This window comes from Pseudonocardia sp. HH130630-07 (assembly GCF_001698125.1).
GTDB lineage: Bacteria > Actinomycetota > Actinomycetes > Mycobacteriales > Pseudonocardiaceae > Pseudonocardia.
Genome location: NZ_CP013854.1, coordinates 4,258,807 through 4,273,980 on the forward strand (window position 1 = coordinate 4,258,807; position 15,174 = coordinate 4,273,980).

The window sequence follows — 15,174 nt, forward strand, 5'->3', positions numbered from 1 at the left end:
GATAGGCCACGCAGACGGGAACAAGTGTTGACGCACGAACACGGTGTCGCGGGGATCGATCCTCACAAGAATACGGCTACCATCGCAGTCCTCGATCATCGAGGCGCGGCGAGGCGTGTCACGCGAGCCGTGTAAGCCGCGGGTGGACCAAGATCGACCGCAGTGATCAACACGGCGGTCGGGAGGGACACCCACGTGAGCGAGAACCAACCCGATCCCGACGGTGAGACCGCGGCTGCCCGCCGGCTTGCCGAGGCGCTCGACCCGTCGGCGATCGACGCGCTGTTGGCCGATGCGAAGGCCGCCGGTACCCCGATCGACGGCGTCGACGGACTGCTCAACCAGATGACCAAGGCCGTGCTCGAACGGTCGCTGCAGACCGAGATGACCCACCACCTCGGCTATGACCGCGACGACCCCGCCGGACACGGTACCGGCAATTCGCGTAATGGCAGCGCTACCAAGAAGGTGTCGACCACGAACGGGCCGGTGACGATCAGCGTGCCGCGGGACCGGAATGGCGAGTTCGAGCCGCAGATCGTGCCGAAACGCGCCCGTCGGGTCGGCCAGATCGACGAGCTGGTGCTCTCCTGTTACGCCCGCGGAATGTCGACCCGCGACATCGAAGCGCACCTGCTCGAAGTGTACGGGGTGGAGGCGTCACGGGAACTGATCTCGAACATCACCGATGTGGTGACCGACGAGATCGAGATCTGGCGGAATCGGCCGGTCGACGAGGTCTACCCGATCGTCTATATCGACGGTATCCGAATCAAGATCCGGGACAAGGCCGCGGTCACGATCAAGAGCGCGCACCTGGTCATCGGCGTGGACGTCGAGGGCCGCAAGCACGCGCTGGGCTGCTGGATCGCCGAGACCGAGGGCGCGAAGTTCTGGCACGCGGTGCTCACCCAGCTGCGCAACCGCGGGCTGCGCGACATCCTGATCGCCTGCTGCGATGGCCTGAGTGGTCTTCCTGAAGCCATCACCAGCGTCTTCCCCGACGCCGTCGTCCAGACATGCGTGGTGCACGTGATCCGCAACGCGATGCGGTTCGTGTCCTACCAGGACCGGAAGAAGATCGTGAAGTCCATGAAGACGATCTACACCGCGCCCACCGTCGAGGCCGCCGAGCTCGCCCTGAAGGATCTTGACACCGAGTGGGGACGACAGTACCCGGGAGTGCTCGACGTCTGGCGTCGTGCGTGGAACGAGTTCATTCCGTTCCTCGACTACCCGCCCGAACTACGGCGGATCGTCTACACCACCAACACCATCGAATCCATCAACTTCCAACTCCGGAAAATCACAAAGACTCGCGGGCACTTCCCGTCGGACGAGGCGGCGATGAAGCTACTCTACCTCGGCCTGCGGAACATTCCGAGCAAGAGAGGAGGTGAGTCCGGAACCGGAACACATGGCTGGAAAACAGCCCTGAACACCCTGGTCGTCCTCTTCCCTGGACGACTTCCTCTGTGATAGCTTAACCACATCAGTCACCCGTGGCTTACACGGGAACCGTGACAGGCTCAGGCGGCGTGGTCGACAACAAGTCCTTCTCCATCACCAAGGGCGGTATCGATGAGCTGCTGACGTTCCTGCTCGGTGTCGAGCTGACGATCGACCGGATCGGCATCGAAGGATCGGGATTTCTCGGCCAGCCGCTGGTCCTCGCGCTCGCGGCCGCGGGTTACGACGTGCGCGAAGTCCAAGCCAACCGCACCGCGGAGCGGCGTAAGCGTCGTCGTCGGGCCAAGACCGACGCCGAGGACGCGGAGGCCATCGCCCGAGAGGCCCTCAGCGACCCCGAGCTGCCTCCGGCCGGGAAGCACACCGCGCCCAGCCCGACATGGCAGACGCTCACGGTGATCCGCGACTGGCGTGAATCTCTTGTCCTGCAGCGTGTTCGGCTGCTCACCGAGTCCGAAGCAGTACTCGTCACGCTCCCCGTCGCCATCCGCGCCACGTTGCCCTCGACCAGCCGCGTTCTCCCGCAGCTCCAGTCCCTGGTCGACGGCGTCGCGAACCCCGATCTGCTCAGCCCAGCCGAGCGGCTCAAGCTCGACCGGCTCGCGGCCAGCCTGAACGACATCATCACCCTGACGGCGCGGATCAAGGAACTCGACCGACAGATTCCCGCCCTCCTCAGCGACCTTGGCTGCACCCTCACAGAGGTCCGCGGTGTCGGCGTGGTCACAGCCATGGATCTTCTGGTCGAGATCGGCGATCCGTGCCGGTTCACGACCGAGGCCCAGTTTGCACGCTGGTGCGGAATCGCGCCCGTCGCCCTCTCGTCGGGTGAAGGTCACGGGCCGGCCCGTCGGCACCGACTCGACCTCGGCGGCAATCGAGCTGTCAACTCTGTTCTGCACATCGTGCACGTCACGCAAGTCCGATGCCACCCGCCGGCGAAAGAGTACATGGCGAAACGGGTCACCGACAACAAGACAAAACGTGAGGCTCGGCGAAGCCACAAGCGGCAGCTCGCGAACATCATCATCAGACACATGTGGACCGACGCAAGACGCTCCACGGCGACCACACCGACCAGCTCCGCAGCTGCTGCTTGACAAGAGAGCTTCGAATCACTCAACGCCCGCTACCGCCGAGCGGTACGGGCGCGAGGGCATTTCCCCAGCGAGGCGGCCGCGTTGAAATGCCTGTATCTTGTGACCCGCAGCCTCGACCCGACCGGGCGAGGCCGCGCACGGTGGACGATCCGCTGGAAGCCGGTGATCAACGCCTTCGCGATCACGTTCGGTGACCGCTGGCCGTCCGCCGAGCACTACTGACCAACAACGCCGGAACCACCGTTCCTGTTACAGACCCATTGGGAGACATGCCCTAGCCCTGCTCGGCCGCCCACGCGGCGACCCGGCGCTCGCTCTCCTGCGGGGAGAGATCCTCGACCCGGGTCATCACCGACCAGCGCACGCCGTAGGGGTCCACGACCGAGGCGAACCGGTCCCCGGAGACGAACGTCGCGAGCGGCTCCCGGACGGTCGACCCGGCCGCGGCCAGCACGGCGACCGCAGCGTCGGCGTCCGGCACGTAGATCGCCAGCGACATGCTGACCGGGTGGTCACCGGCCGGTGCGGCGACGAGGCCGTAGCCCGGCATCGCGTCGCCGACGGTGAGCCGCCCGGACGGCAGCTCCAGCTCGGCGTGCGCGACGACGCCGCCCATCTCGGTGACCGAGGCGACCCGGGCCCCGAACGCCGCGGAGTAGAGTTCGATCGCCGCGCTCGCGGACCCGACCACCAGGTGCGGGGTCAGTGAGGTGCTGGTGACCGGACGGCCGTCGACGGTGTGTTCTGCGGTCTTCGTCATGTGCTCAGCCTCCCCAGCGGCGCCCCGCCGTTCTTGAAGATTCCCGACAGGAGGTCGGCGTGGTCGTCTCGCGCGGGCACCTCAATCCCGGGTCGCCGGGGGTGGCGCTGTCGCGGTTCCCGGTGGGGCTCGACCCGCTCGTGCGGTGGGCGTGGGTGGTCCGCTGGGAGCTGGCGCCCGGCCGCACCGTCGCGCAACGGGTGCTGCAGTACCCGTCGTTCAACCTCGTGGCCGGGCCGCAGGGGGCCGACCTGCACGGGCCGCGGACGGTCGTCGACGTGCGGGAGCTCGCGGGCCGGTCCTGGGTGGTGGGCCTGCTGCTCCGCCCGGGTGCGACGCCGGCGCTGACCGGCACCCCGCCCGCCGCGCTGGCCGGTACCGCGGAACCGATGCCCGGCGCCCCGATCGCCGAGCTGACCGCGGCGGTGCACGCCCCCGGCGGCCCGGACCGTGCGGTCGCCGCCGTGGTGCGCTACTGGCTGGAGCCGGTCGCCGGGCGGGTCACCGAGGCCGGGCGGCTGGTCAACCGGGCGTGCGCGCTGGCCGAGGACCGTCCCGACATCGTCCGGGTCGACCAGCTGGCCGCCGAGGTCCAGGTCGCGCCCCGCACCCTGGAACGGCTGGTTCGGGCTCACGCCGTTGTGGCTGATCGACTGCCGGCGGTTGCAGGCCGCGGCGACCGCGCTGCGTGAGGACCCGGACGCCGACCTCGCCGCGCTCGCCGCCGACCTCGGCTACGCCGACCAGGCCCACTTCACCCGTCGCTACCGGGCCGTCGTGGGGGAGACGCCGGGGGCGACCCGCCGGGCGGCCCGGCTCGCGGGCTGACTGCGATCATGCCCCGTACGGTCCACCGGCGTACTACCCTCCGCTCATGGCACGCCGGGCCGACTCTGATCCGACGACCTGGTGGGAGCGCTACGGGCACCGGCTGGAAGGACCCCCTGTGACGAGCTGACCGGGCGCCCCGCAGTACCCGCAGCCCCCGCAGCCGCAGCCGCGGCAGCAGCCGCCCGCACCGGAGCAGCACGACCTGCGCGAGGACGACGTCCTGTACCGGCGTGCGGACCGCCCGCGGTCGGGCTGGCGGCGGGTACTGCACGACGTCACCGGCGGCCGGGTCAACCCCGGCCCGAGCGACGCCGACGAGCGCCGCGACGCGATGCTGCACCGCATCCGGGCCCAGCTGCCCGGCGCGCACCGGGTCGCGGTGATGTCGGTGAAGGGCGGGGTCGGGAAGACGACGGTCTCCGCCTGCCTGGGGCTCACCCTGTCGGAGAACCGCGGTGACCGCACCGTCGTCCTCGACGCCAACCCCGACGCCGGGACGCTGGCCGACCGGCTCACCGGTGACTCCCGGGTGACCGTCCGCGAGCTGCTCAACGACCTCGACCAGATCCGCAGCTGGACCGACGTGTCGCACTACACCAGCCTGGCCGGGCGCCTGCAGGTGCTGGCGTCCGAACAGGACCCGGCGTCCGGCGACGCGTTCCGCCACGACGAGTACGAGCTGGTCTGCGAGCTGCTCGGGCGGTTCTTCAACGTCATCGTCACCGACTCCGGTACCGGGTTGGTGCACTCGGCGATGCAGGGCACGCTCGCCCAGGCGGACTCGATCGTCGTGGTCGGGGCGCCGACCGTGGACGGCGCGGGCCGGGCCAGCAAGACGCTCGACTGGCTGGTCGCGCACGGGCTGGGCGACCTGGCGCGCGACGCCGTCGTCGTCCTGTCCTACGACCGGCAGAGCGCCGAGGTGGACGCGGACCGGATCCTGGAGCACTTCCGCTCCCGGGTCCGGGGCGTGGTGCGGGTCCCGCACGACCCGCACCTGGCGACCGGCGGCCGGATCGACCCGGCCCGGCTGCGTCCGGCCACGTCGGACGCGTTCCTCGAACTGGGCGCCCTCGTCGCCGACGGGTTCGGCACCTGAGCGGCGGCCGGCGCGGCACGCGTACCGTGGTCCCGGTCATGAACACGCAGCACACGCACGGAGACCGCGCCCACGACAACCCGTGGGTCCTCAGCACCCGGGAACTGGCCCGCCGGCCCGGTAACCAGCGCACCGTCCGGCGGACGGTGCCCGCCCCGTCGGGCGACGAGATCATCGGTCTCGCCGAGGTCATCGCCGTGCCCGGCGGGTCCGACGTCGAGCTCGACCTGTCTCTGGAGTCGGTCACCGAGGGCGTCTACGTGTCGGGGACGGCGACGGCCCGGCTCGAGGGCGAGTGCTCGCGCTGCCTCGACCCGATCGTCGACGACGTCGAGATCCGGATCGGCGAGCTGTTCGCCTACCCGGACTCGGCGACCGAGGAGACCACCGACGCCGACGAGATCCCGCGCCTGGTCGACGAGCGGATCGACATCACCCAGACGGTGCGCGACGCCGTCGTCACCGATCTCCCGATGGCTCCGCTGTGCAGGGAGGACTGCCCCGGCCTGTGCGCCGACTGCGGCGAGAGGTGGGTCGATCTCCCGACCGATCACGGGCATGAGAGACTGGATCCTCGTTGGGCGGCGCTCCAGGAGCGCCTGCCCTCCACCGACTGAGCCGGGGCTCCGCCACGGAGTCCGCTCGCGGTGGGCAGACCTGATCGTCCGAAGTACCGAGGAGTGTCATCATGGCCGTTCCCAAGCGCCGGATGTCGCGGTCCAACACGCGTGCGCGCCGGTCGCAGTGGAAGGCCACTGCGCCGAACCTCGTCGCCTGCTCGAACCGCGCGTGCCGCGAGCCCAAGCTGCAGCACATCGCCTGCCCGACCTGTGGTCAGTACGACGGCCGGCAGGTCACCAGCCCGGCCTGATCGCAGCCGTGGGCGACAAGAGCGTGACCGGTCCGGCGACGGACCGGTCTCCTCTGCTTTCTGCACTCGGTGTGGAGCTGGACCACGAACTGCTCGAGCTCGCGCTCACGCACCGCTCGTACGCCTACGAGCACGGGGGCCTGCCGACCAACGAGCGCCTGGAGTTCCTCGGTGACTCGGTGCTCTCGATCGTGGTCACCGAGCGGCTCTACCGCGACCACCCGGACCTGCCGGAGGGGCAGCTCGCGAAGCTGCGGGCCAGCGTCGTCAACATGCACGCGCTGGCCGGGGTCGCAGCCGACCTGCCGACGCCCGACGGGGCGACCGACGGTCTCGGCGCCTACCTCTACCTGGGGCGCGGCGAGGAACTGACCGGTGGCCGGTCGAAGGCCAGCATCCTGGCCGACGCCACCGAGGCGCTCCTCGGCGCGGTGTACCTGCAGCACGGCCTCGAACCGTCGCGCGAGCTGATCATGCGGCTGTTCGCCGACCTGATGCGCAGCGCGCCGCTGCTCGGTGCCGGGCTCGACTGGAAGACCAGCCTGCAGGAACTCACCGCGGCCGGTGGGCACGGTGTGCCCGAGTACCGGATCGACGAGGAGGGCCCGGACCACCTCAAGGTGTTCACCGCGACCGCCGTCGTCGGCGGGCGGGACCTGGGCACCGGCGCCGGGCGCACCAAGAAGGAGGCCGAGCAGCGGGCCGCGGAGATCGCGTGGCGTGCGCTGTCGGCCGAGCACAGCGGGCAGAGCACTCCGTCGTAGAAGCCGTTGTAGATGCCTGAGCTTCCCGAGGTCGAGGTCGTCCGCCGCGGGCTCGCCGACCACGTCCTCGCGCGCCGGGTCGCCGCCGTCGAGGTGCTGCACCCGCGGGCGGTGCGCCGGCACACCGGCGGTGCCGGGGACTTCGCCGCCCGGGCGACCGGCCGCACCCTGGCCGCCGCCTCCCGCCGCGGCAAGTACCTGTGGCTGGAGTTCGACGACGCGGGCCCGGGGGACGACGCGTTGCTCGCGCACCTCGGGATGTCCGGCCAGATGCTCGTCGCCGACCCCGGCCGGCCGGACGAGACCCACCTGCGGGTCCGGATCCGGTTCACCGACGACGGCCCCGAACTGCGCTTCGTCGACCAGCGGACGTTCGGCGGGCTGTCGGTGCACCCGCTCGTCGACGCGGCCGGAGGGGGGCTGGTGCCCGAGCCGGTCGCGCACATCGCCCGGGACCCGATGGACCCGGCGTTCTCGGCCGACGAGGCGGTCACGGCACTGCGCAGGCGGCGCACCGAGCTGAAGCGGGCCCTGCTGGACCAGACCGTCGTCTCCGGGATCGGCAACATCTACGCCGACGAGGCGCTGTGGCGCTCCCGCCTGCACGGCCTGCGGCCGACCGGGAAACTGACCAGGGCGCAGGGTCACGCGGTGCTCGACGCGGCGACCACGGTGATGACCGAGGCGCTCGCCCAGGGCGGGACGTCGTTCGACGCGCTGTACGTCAACGTCAACGGCGCGTCCGGCTACTTCGACCGGTCGCTGGCGGTCTACGGCCAGACCGACCGGGCCTGCCCGCGCTGCGGTACCCCGATCCGGCGCGACGCGTTCATGAACCGCTCCTCGTTCACCTGCCCGCGCTGCCAGCCCCGCCCCCGGCCGCCCCGCACCTGACCCCCGGCCCCGCCTTCCCTTCTCCTCCCTCCCGTTTCCTCCCTCTCCTTTTCCCACTCATGGAGCTTCAGCCTCGTAGGACCGGGCCAAAGCTCCATGAGTGCGCCGGGCCGGGGGTGCCGGACATGCACTCATGGAGCTTCGGCCTCGTGAGACCGGGCTGAAGCTCCATGAGTGGATCGGGGCGGGGTGCGCCGCTGCCCCACAGGATGCAACGCCATCGACACTACTGCGCATCGCGTAGTACTCTCTCGTGCAGAAGGAGGGGGCGATGGACACCAGCCAGTTGCTCAAGGGGGTGCTGGACCTCGCGGTCCTGGCCGTCCTGGACACCGCGGACGGTTACGGCTACGAGGTCGTCCGGGCACTGCGCACCGCGGGGCTGTCCGAGGTCGGCGACGCGTCGGTGTACGGCACCCTGCGCCGGCTCTACGGCGCGGGGTTCCTGACCTCGTACGTGGTGCCGAGCGAGGAGGGGCCGCACCGGAAGTACTACGCGATCAACGAGCCGGGCCGGGCCCGGCTGCAGGAGACGACGGCGCGGTGGCGGGAGTTCGCCACCACGATGGAAGGCCTGGTGGGCACGTGATGGCCGAGAGCGACACCGAGAGCGACACCGGCGAGACGACCCGGATCGTCGACCCGGTGACGACCGAGTACCTGGACGGGCTGCGGTCGGCGCTGGCGGACCTGCCGTCCGCCGAGCTCGCCGAGATCGTCGAGGACGCGCGGGGTCATCTCGCGGACCTGGCGTCCGAGCTGGGGCAGGACTACGACCGGGCCGCGGTGCACGCCCGCCTCGGAACACCCGCCGCGTACGCCGCGGAACTGCGCGCCGCCGCCGGGTTCCCGGCGCCGCCACCGGCGGAGCCCCGGCCGCGGTGGTCGGCCCGGTTCGCCGTGTTCGCCCTGGTGGTGGCCACGTTGTTCGCCGCGGTCGGCGGCATGATCGGCATTCCGATGGGCTACCTCGCGCTCACGGTCGGGCTGGTGGCCGCGGCGGTCGGGATCCTGCCCGTCCTGTCGGACGGGCCGCTGCTGCGATCGGTCGGTGTGCTCCGTCCGGTCCGCGCCCTCGCCGTGCTCCGTACCCCGGGCCCGGCTCCGGCCGGGAACCCGAACTGGCGGGACCCCGCGACGGTGCTCGCCGCCCTGCAGCCGGGGTGGTGGGTGCTGCGGGCGGTGCTCGCGGCCGGGGCGGTCGCCGCTCTGGCGACCCGGGACGGCACCTTCGCCCTGCTGATCACGGTGCTGGTGGCGCTGGCGGCGATCCCGCTGTCGTTCGTGCTGGGCGCCCGCACCCGCGCGGACCGCCGGCTGCTGTGGCTGGTCGTCCCGCTGAACGCGTTCGCGGCCGGTCTGGTCGTCGCCGCGGCCGGGGCGCTCACCGACGACGAGGCGCAGAACACCCAGCCCGTCTACCAGAACGGGCTGGTCCAGGACGGCGAGATCGTCAGCGACGTGCGCCCGTTCGACGCGCAGGGCCGCCCGCTGTCCGGGGTGTACCTGTTCGACCAGGACGGGACGCCGCTGTCGGTCCACGACTACGTCTGCAGCACCGATCGGGGCCCGGTCGCGGACGGTACCGACACCCGTCCGTACCCGCGGGGGACGACCGAGGTCGACCCGGACACCGGGCGGTGCGTGACCACGCCACCGGCGCCACTGGTCGTCACCGTGCCGGGGACGACGCCCGCCCCGGCCGCGGGGGAGGGGCCACCTCCCACGGCCACGGTGGCACCGAGCCCCGCGCCACCCTCGCCCCCGCCCCCGCCCGGCAACTGAGCCCGCCACGGCCCACTCATGGAGCTTCGGCCCGGCCACACGAGGCTGAAGCTCCATGAGTGCGACGAACCGCGGGCTGAAGCTCCATGAGTGCAGCACGACGAGGTGTGACGGACCAGGACGGACAGGACCTGCCGGACGGGGGGAGCCGGCTGCCCGGGCCGGGCGTGCGCTGGGGAGAGCGCGTCCGGCCCATCGGCGTCACAACCAGTCGTTGATCTTGAACATGGTGTAGAGCCCGACGGCCAGCAGGATCATCAGGCCGTAGGCCATCGGGTAGCCGTAGGCCCAGTGCAGCTCCGGCATGGTGTCGAAGTTCATCCCGTAGATCCCGGCGACGAGGCTGGGCGCGAACAGGATCGCCGCCCACGAGGAGACCTTCTTCATCTGCTCGTTCTGGGCGAACCCGGCCTCGGTCATCCGGGTCATCTCGTCGTTCTGCCGTTGCGCGACGAGGGTCGCGTTCACGGTCAGGATGTTGCCGAGCAGGTCCCGGAAGCCCTCGACGCGCTCGCGGACCCGGGTGGCGTGGTCGACGACGTCACGCATCGCGCGGCGCAGCTCGACGTCCGGGCTCGGCCCGGACTTGCCGAACCGGCCGCGCAGCTCCAGGAAGATCTCCTGCAGCGGCTCGACCGCGCGCTGGAAGGCGATGACCTCGCGGGTCAGCTGGTAGATGCGGCGGGAGACGTTCGGGTCGCCGCGGAAGACCTGCACCTCGATCTCGTCGATGTCGTCCTGCAGGCCGTCGAGGACCGGGATGTAGTCGTCCACGACCCGGTCCAGGACGGCGTAGAGCACGGCCATCGGACCGTGGGCCAGCAGCTCGGGATCGTTCTCCAGCCGTTCCCGGACCTCGCCCAGGTCGGGCTCGACGGCGTGCCGCACGGTGATCACGAAGTCCGGGCCGAGGAACAGGTGGACCTCGCCGATCTGCACGGCCTCGTCGGCGTCGACGTAGCGCGCCGGGCGCAGGACGATGAACTCGGTGTCGCCGTAGCGCTCCATCTTCGGCCGCTGGTGGGCGTTGACGGTGTCCTCGACGGCCAGCGAGTGCAGGTCGAACTCCCCCGCGAGCTGCTCGATCTCGGGCTCGTCCGGCCGGAGCAGGCCGATCCAGCAGAAGCTGCCCGGGCTCGGTTCGGCGGCCCGGTCGGCACCGTCGGAGCGGCACCGCCGCAGCTCGTCGAGCGCGCCGTCGACCGACTCCGGCGCCGCCGCGCGGTGGCCGTCCACGTACACCGCGTTGTCGATCAACGACATCCTCGTGACCTCCCGGTCCGTGGACGACGATCCGGACCGCTCGCAGGGTAACCAGGCCGCACCGGAGGCGCGCGGTGCCCGGTGTCTGCCGGCCGGCCGGTGGGCGACGACCTCCGGGACGCCGGTGGTGGCCGTCACCGGGCGTCAAGAACGCGTCAATGCGGCCGCGGTACGGCGTCAACGGGCCGTCACGGAAGTCCTGCGGTGCGGCGGTGCGGCGCACGATCACGTTCGGCCGCCGGATCCCTCCGGCGGGTGTAGGTCGAGGGAGTGAGTCGTGGCCGACCTGGCCTACATCGCGTTGCTGCTGGCGGGCTTCGCCGTCCTCGCGCTGATCCTGCGCGGACTGGAGAAGCTGTGATCGCGAACGTCGCCGGGGGTGTGATCGCCCTGGCCCTGCTGGTGTACCTGGTGATCGCCCTGCTGCGCCCGGAGAAGTTCTGATGGCCGGGCTCGCCCAGGTGGGCCTGGTGGTGCTCCTGCTCGCGGCGGCCTGGAAGCCGTTGGGCGACTGGATGGCCCGGGTCTACACCGACACCCGGCACTGGCGGGTCGAGCGGTGGATCTACCGGCTCTGCCGGATCGACGCCGACTCCGGGCAACGCTGGACGACGTATGCGAGCGGGGTACTCGGGTTCTCCTTCGTCTCGGTCGCGCTGCTCTACCTGCTGCAGCGCCTGCAGCCGTTCCTGCCGCTCGGGTTCGGTCGCGGCACCGACGGAGCCGGCACCGTGAGCCCGGCGATGGCGTTCAACACCGCGGTGTCGTTCGTGACGAACACGAACTGGCAGTCCTACGTGCCGGAACAGGTGCTCGGCCACACCGTGCAGATGGTGGGGCTGACCACGCAGAACGTGGTCTCCGCCGCGGTGGGGATCGCGGTCGCGGTCGCGCTGGTCCGGGCGTTCGGTGTGCGCACCGACGACCGGCTCGGGAACTTCTGGGTGGATCTGACCCGCGGCACCGTGCGCATCATGGTGCCGCTCGCCGCGGTCGCCGCCGTCGTACTGGTCGCCGGTGGGGTCGTCCAGTCGCTGCGGGCCGGGGTGGACGTCGTCGCCGCCGACGGGTCGGCGCACACGCTGCCGCTGGCGCCGGCCGCGTCGCAGGAGGCGGTCAAGCAGCTCGGTACCAACGGTGGCGGCGTCCTCAACGCCAACTCCGCGCACCCGTTCGAGAACCCGAGCCCGTTCACCAACCTGGTCGAGATCGTCCTCCTGCTGCTGATCCCGGTGGCGCTGACCCGGACGTTCGGCGTCATGGTCGGGCGGGTCCGCCAGGGCGTGGTGCTGCTGTCGGTGATGGGCGGGATCTGGGCGGTCTTCCTCGGCCTGGCGTGGCTCGCCGAGTCGCACCCGAACGGGCCGGCCGCGCTCGCCGCCGGGGCCGCGATGGAGGGCAAGGAGGTCCGCTTCGGCATCCCCGGCTCGGTCCTGTTCGCGATCTCCACGACCGGCACGTCGACCGGTGCGGTGAACGCGATGCACGACAGTCTCACCGGGGGTGCCGGTGGGCTGGCGATGCTGAACATGCTGCTCGGGGAGGTCGCGCCGGGTGGCGTCGGCTCCGGGCTGTACGGGCTGCTCGTGCTGTCGATCGTCGCGGTGTTCCTCGCCGGTCTGATGGTGGGCCGCACCCCGGAGTTCCTGGGACGCAAGCTCGGCCGCCGCGAGATCACGTTCGCCGCACTGTCGATCCTGGTGATGCCGGCGTTCGTGCTGCTCGGCGCCGGGCTCGCGATCGCGCTGCCGGGCACCGCCGACGCGCTGAACAACGACGGCGCACACGGCTTCTCCGAGGTGCTCTACGCCTGGGCGTCGGCGGCGAACAACAACGGCTCAGCGTTCGCCGGGATCACCGTGACCAGCGACTTCTTCCAGGCCGGGCTCGGGATCGCGATGCTGTTCGGCCGGTTCGTGCCGATCCTCGCCGTCCTGGCGCTCGCCGGGTCGCTGGCCACCCAGCGCCGGACGCCGTCCGGGGCCGGGGCGCTGCCGACCGACGGCCCGCTGTTCGCCGGGCTGGTCGGCGGCACGGTCCTGCTCGTCTCGGCGCTGACGTTCTTCCCCGCACTCGCGCTGGGCCCGATCGCCGAGGCCCTGTCGTGACCGGCCGGCCGGTGCCGGACTCCGGGAGGACCCCGGCACCGGGTGCGAGAACGACGAGCCCGCCGTCCGCGGCAGCCGACACCGGTCCCACGAGGGGCCGCGAACCTACTCGGATCCAGGAGGAACCCGTGTCCGTCACGACGGCCCCGGAGCAGCAGGAGGCGGAGCACGGCGCTCCGGCCCCGGTCGCGGCGGGTGCGTTCGCACCGAGGCAGCTCGTGGCCGCGTTGCCCGACGCGGTGCGCAAGCTCGACCCGCGGGTGCAGGCCCGCAACCCGGTGCTGTTCGTCGTCTGGGTCGGGTCGGTGCTGGTCACCGTGCTCGCGATCGCCGACCCGAGCGTGTTCGCGGTGCTGGTCGCGGTGTGGCTGTGGTTCACCGTGTTCTTCGCCGCGCTGGCCGAGGCCGTCGCCGAAGGGCGCGGCAAGGCCCAGGCCGCGTCGCTGCGGGCGCTGCAGCGGGACACGACCGCCCGCCGTCGTCTGACCGCGGAGATCGCCCACCGCAACGCCCCCGAGGAGCGGGTGCCGAGCTCGGCGCTGCGGCTCGGGGACCTGGTCGTGGTCGAGGCCGGTGAGACGATCCCCGGTGACGGCGACGTCGTCGACGGCATCGCCTCGGTCGACGAGTCGGCGATCACCGGCGAGTCCGCGCCGGTGATCCGGGAGGCCGGCGGCGACCGGTGCGCGGTCACCGGCGGCACGACGGTGCTGTCGGACCGGATCGTCGTCCGGATCACGACGAAGCCGGGGGAGTCGTTCGTCGACCGGATGATCGGGCTGGTCGAGGGCGCGGCCCGGAAGAAGACACCGAACGAGATCGCCCTGACCATCCTGCTCGCCGCACTGACGATCATCTTCCTGCTCGCGGTCGTCGCGATCGCCCCGATGAGCGCCTACGCGGGCGAGCAGACGTCGCTGGTGGTGCTGACCGCGCTGCTGGTCTGCCTCATCCCGACCACGATCGGCGCGTTGCTGTCCGCGATCGGGATCGCCGGGATGGACCGGCTCGTGCAGCGCAACGTCCTGGCGACCTCGGGCCGCGCGGTCGAGGCGGCGGGCGACGTGGACACCCTGCTGCTGGACAAGACCGGCACCATCACCTTCGGCAACCGCCGGGCGACGGCGCTGCACCCGGTGGGCGGCACCGGCCGCGACGAGCTGGCCCGCGCGACCCGGTTGTCCAGCCTGGCCGACCAGACGCCGGAGGGGCGCAGCATCGTCGAGCTGTGTGCCGCGGAGTACGGACTTCCGGCCGAGGCCGATGCCGGCGAGGCGGTCGCGGAGTTCGTGCCGTTCACCGCGCAGACCCGGATGTCGGGCATCGACCTGCCGGACCGGGTGGTGCGCAAGGGCGCCGCCGCGGCGGTGCTCGACTGGGTGCGCACCGGGGACCGGGCCGAGGTGGACCGGGTCGTGGAGGCGATCTCCGACGACGGCGGCACGCCGCTGGTCGTCGCCGAGGCCGTCTCCCCGCACGGGGACCACGGCCGGGTGCTGGGCGTGGTCGCGCTGTCCGACGTCGTCAAGCCCGGCATGACCGAGCGGTTCGCCGAGCTGCGCGCGATGGGCATCCGCACCGTCATGGTCACCGGCGACAACCCGCTCACCGCGGCCGCGATCGCCGCGCAGGCCGGGGTCGACGACCACCTCGCCGAGGCGACCCCGGAGGACAAGCTGGCGCTGATCCGCCGGGAGCAGGAGTCCGGGCGGCTGGTCGCGATGACCGGCGACGGCACGAACGACGCCCCGGCGCTGGCCCAGGCCGACGTGGGCGTCGCGATGAACACCGGCACCTCCGCCGCGAAGGAGGCCGGGAACATGGTCGATCTGGACTCCGACCCGACCAAGCTCATCGAGATCGTCGCGATCGGCAAGCAGCTGCTGATCACCCGGGGTGCGCTGACCACGTTCTCGGTGGCCAACGACCTCGCGAAGTACTTCGCGATCGTGCCCGCGATGTTCCTGGTGCTCTACCCGTCGCTGGGCGCGCTGAACGTCATGGGACTGGCGACGCCGCAGTCGGCGATCCTGTCCGCGGTCGTCTTCAACGCGCTGGTGATCGTGGCGCTGATCCCGCTGGCGCTGCGCGGGGTCCGCTACCGGCCCACCTCCGCGGCCGCGCTGCTGCGCCGCAACCTGCTGATCTACGGCCTCGGCGGGGTCGTCACCCCGTTCGCCGGGATCGCGCTCATCGACCTGCTCGTCCGTCTGATCCCGGGGATCTGAG

Annotated in this window: 15 protein-coding genes and 1 pseudogene; 14 read left to right on the forward strand and 2 right to left on the reverse strand. The window is 71.5% G+C overall.

Features of this window, described 5'->3' with window-relative positions; translation table 11 throughout:
* The first annotated feature begins 195 nt into the window (after positions 1-195).
* The 3 genes and pseudogenes from AFB00_RS20125 to AFB00_RS33475 form a co-directional block, all read left to right on the forward strand.
* Positions 196-1,479: an IS256 family transposase gene (locus AFB00_RS20125; protein ID WP_068796251.1), complete on the forward strand. Its 1,284-nt coding sequence runs from the start codon at positions 196-198 to the stop codon at positions 1,477-1,479.
* 41 nt (positions 1,480-1,520) lie between these two features.
* On the forward strand, positions 1,521-2,570 hold the full coding sequence (locus AFB00_RS20130; RefSeq protein ID WP_197519599.1) for an IS110 family transposase: 1,050 nt from the start codon (positions 1,521-1,523) through the stop codon (positions 2,568-2,570).
* 6 nt (positions 2,571-2,576) lie between these two features.
* Positions 2,577-2,792: pseudogene (locus AFB00_RS33475) on the forward strand (transposase); the annotation flags it as partial.
* Between the two features lie 52 nt (positions 2,793-2,844).
* Here the strand turns inward: AFB00_RS33475 and AFB00_RS20135 are convergent.
* Positions 2,845-3,330: a VOC family protein gene (locus tag AFB00_RS20135; RefSeq protein WP_068798496.1), complete on the reverse strand. Its 486-nt coding sequence runs from the start codon at positions 3,328-3,330 to the stop codon at positions 2,845-2,847.
* Positions 3,331-3,389: 59 nt separating this feature from the next.
* Between AFB00_RS20135 and AFB00_RS20140 the strand changes: the two genes are divergently transcribed.
* The 9 genes from AFB00_RS20140 to AFB00_RS20175 all read left to right on the forward strand — a co-directional run bounded on the left by AFB00_RS20140 (position 3,390) and on the right by AFB00_RS20175 (position 9,574).
* Entirely contained in the window at positions 3,390-4,022 is a 633-nt protein-coding gene (locus AFB00_RS20140) for a DUF6597 domain-containing transcriptional factor (protein ID WP_068798497.1), read from the forward strand.
* Positions 3,994-4,158, forward strand: coding sequence for a helix-turn-helix domain-containing protein (locus AFB00_RS34185; protein ID WP_231973998.1), 165 nt, complete (start codon positions 3,994-3,996; stop codon positions 4,156-4,158). The genes AFB00_RS20140 and AFB00_RS34185 overlap by 29 nt, the downstream gene beginning before the upstream one ends.
* A 334-nt stretch (positions 4,159-4,492) precedes the next feature.
* On the forward strand, positions 4,493-5,260 hold the full coding sequence (locus AFB00_RS20145) for a MinD/ParA family ATP-binding protein (protein ID WP_231973999.1): 768 nt from the start codon (positions 4,493-4,495) through the stop codon (positions 5,258-5,260).
* Positions 5,261-5,298: 38 nt separating this feature from the next.
* Positions 5,299-5,877 carry a YceD family protein gene (locus AFB00_RS20150; RefSeq protein ID WP_068798499.1) on the forward strand — a complete coding sequence of 193 codons (579 nt, stop codon included), beginning with the start codon at positions 5,299-5,301 and terminating at the stop codon, positions 5,875-5,877.
* A 71-nt stretch (positions 5,878-5,948) separates the two neighbouring features.
* Complete coding sequence (gene rpmF / locus AFB00_RS20155; RefSeq protein ID WP_010232332.1) at positions 5,949-6,131, forward strand: 50S ribosomal protein L32; 183 nt, start codon at positions 5,949-5,951, stop codon at positions 6,129-6,131.
* Between the two features lie 8 nt (positions 6,132-6,139).
* Positions 6,140-6,895, forward strand: coding sequence for a ribonuclease III (gene rnc, locus AFB00_RS20160; RefSeq protein WP_083275693.1), 756 nt, complete (start codon positions 6,140-6,142; stop codon positions 6,893-6,895).
* 12 nt (positions 6,896-6,907) lie between these two features.
* Positions 6,908-7,789 (forward strand): bifunctional DNA-formamidopyrimidine glycosylase/DNA-(apurinic or apyrimidinic site) lyase, encoded by an 882-nt coding sequence (gene mutM / locus AFB00_RS20165; RefSeq protein WP_068798500.1) that lies wholly within the window; start codon positions 6,908-6,910, stop codon positions 7,787-7,789.
* A gap of 271 nt (positions 7,790-8,060) precedes the next feature.
* Entirely contained in the window at positions 8,061-8,378 is a 318-nt protein-coding gene (locus AFB00_RS20170) for a PadR family transcriptional regulator (protein ID WP_068800490.1), read from the forward strand.
* A complete protein-coding gene (locus AFB00_RS20175) occupies positions 8,378-9,574 on the forward strand; it encodes an HAAS signaling domain-containing protein (RefSeq protein ID WP_068798501.1) in 1,197 nt (398 codons plus the stop codon). The genes AFB00_RS20170 and AFB00_RS20175 overlap by 1 nt, the downstream gene beginning before the upstream one ends.
* Before the next feature lie 201 nt (positions 9,575-9,775).
* Here the strand turns inward: AFB00_RS20175 and AFB00_RS20180 are convergent, their stop codons facing one another.
* Complete coding sequence (locus tag AFB00_RS20180; RefSeq protein WP_068800491.1) at positions 9,776-10,837, reverse strand: magnesium and cobalt transport protein CorA; 1,062 nt, start codon at positions 10,835-10,837, stop codon at positions 9,776-9,778.
* A 443-nt stretch (positions 10,838-11,280) separates the two neighbouring features.
* On the opposite strand from AFB00_RS20180, the gene kdpA reads away from it, so the two are divergent.
* Both kdpA and kdpB read left to right on the forward strand, forming a co-directional pair.
* Positions 11,281-12,945 carry a potassium-transporting ATPase subunit KdpA gene (gene kdpA, locus AFB00_RS20190; RefSeq protein WP_068798503.1) on the forward strand — a complete coding sequence of 555 codons (1,665 nt, stop codon included), beginning with the start codon at positions 11,281-11,283 and terminating at the stop codon, positions 12,943-12,945.
* A 128-nt stretch (positions 12,946-13,073) separates the two neighbouring features.
* Entirely contained in the window at positions 13,074-15,173 is a 2,100-nt protein-coding gene (gene kdpB, locus AFB00_RS20195; protein ID WP_068798504.1) for a potassium-transporting ATPase subunit KdpB, read from the forward strand.
* Position 15,174 lies beyond the last annotated feature (1 nt).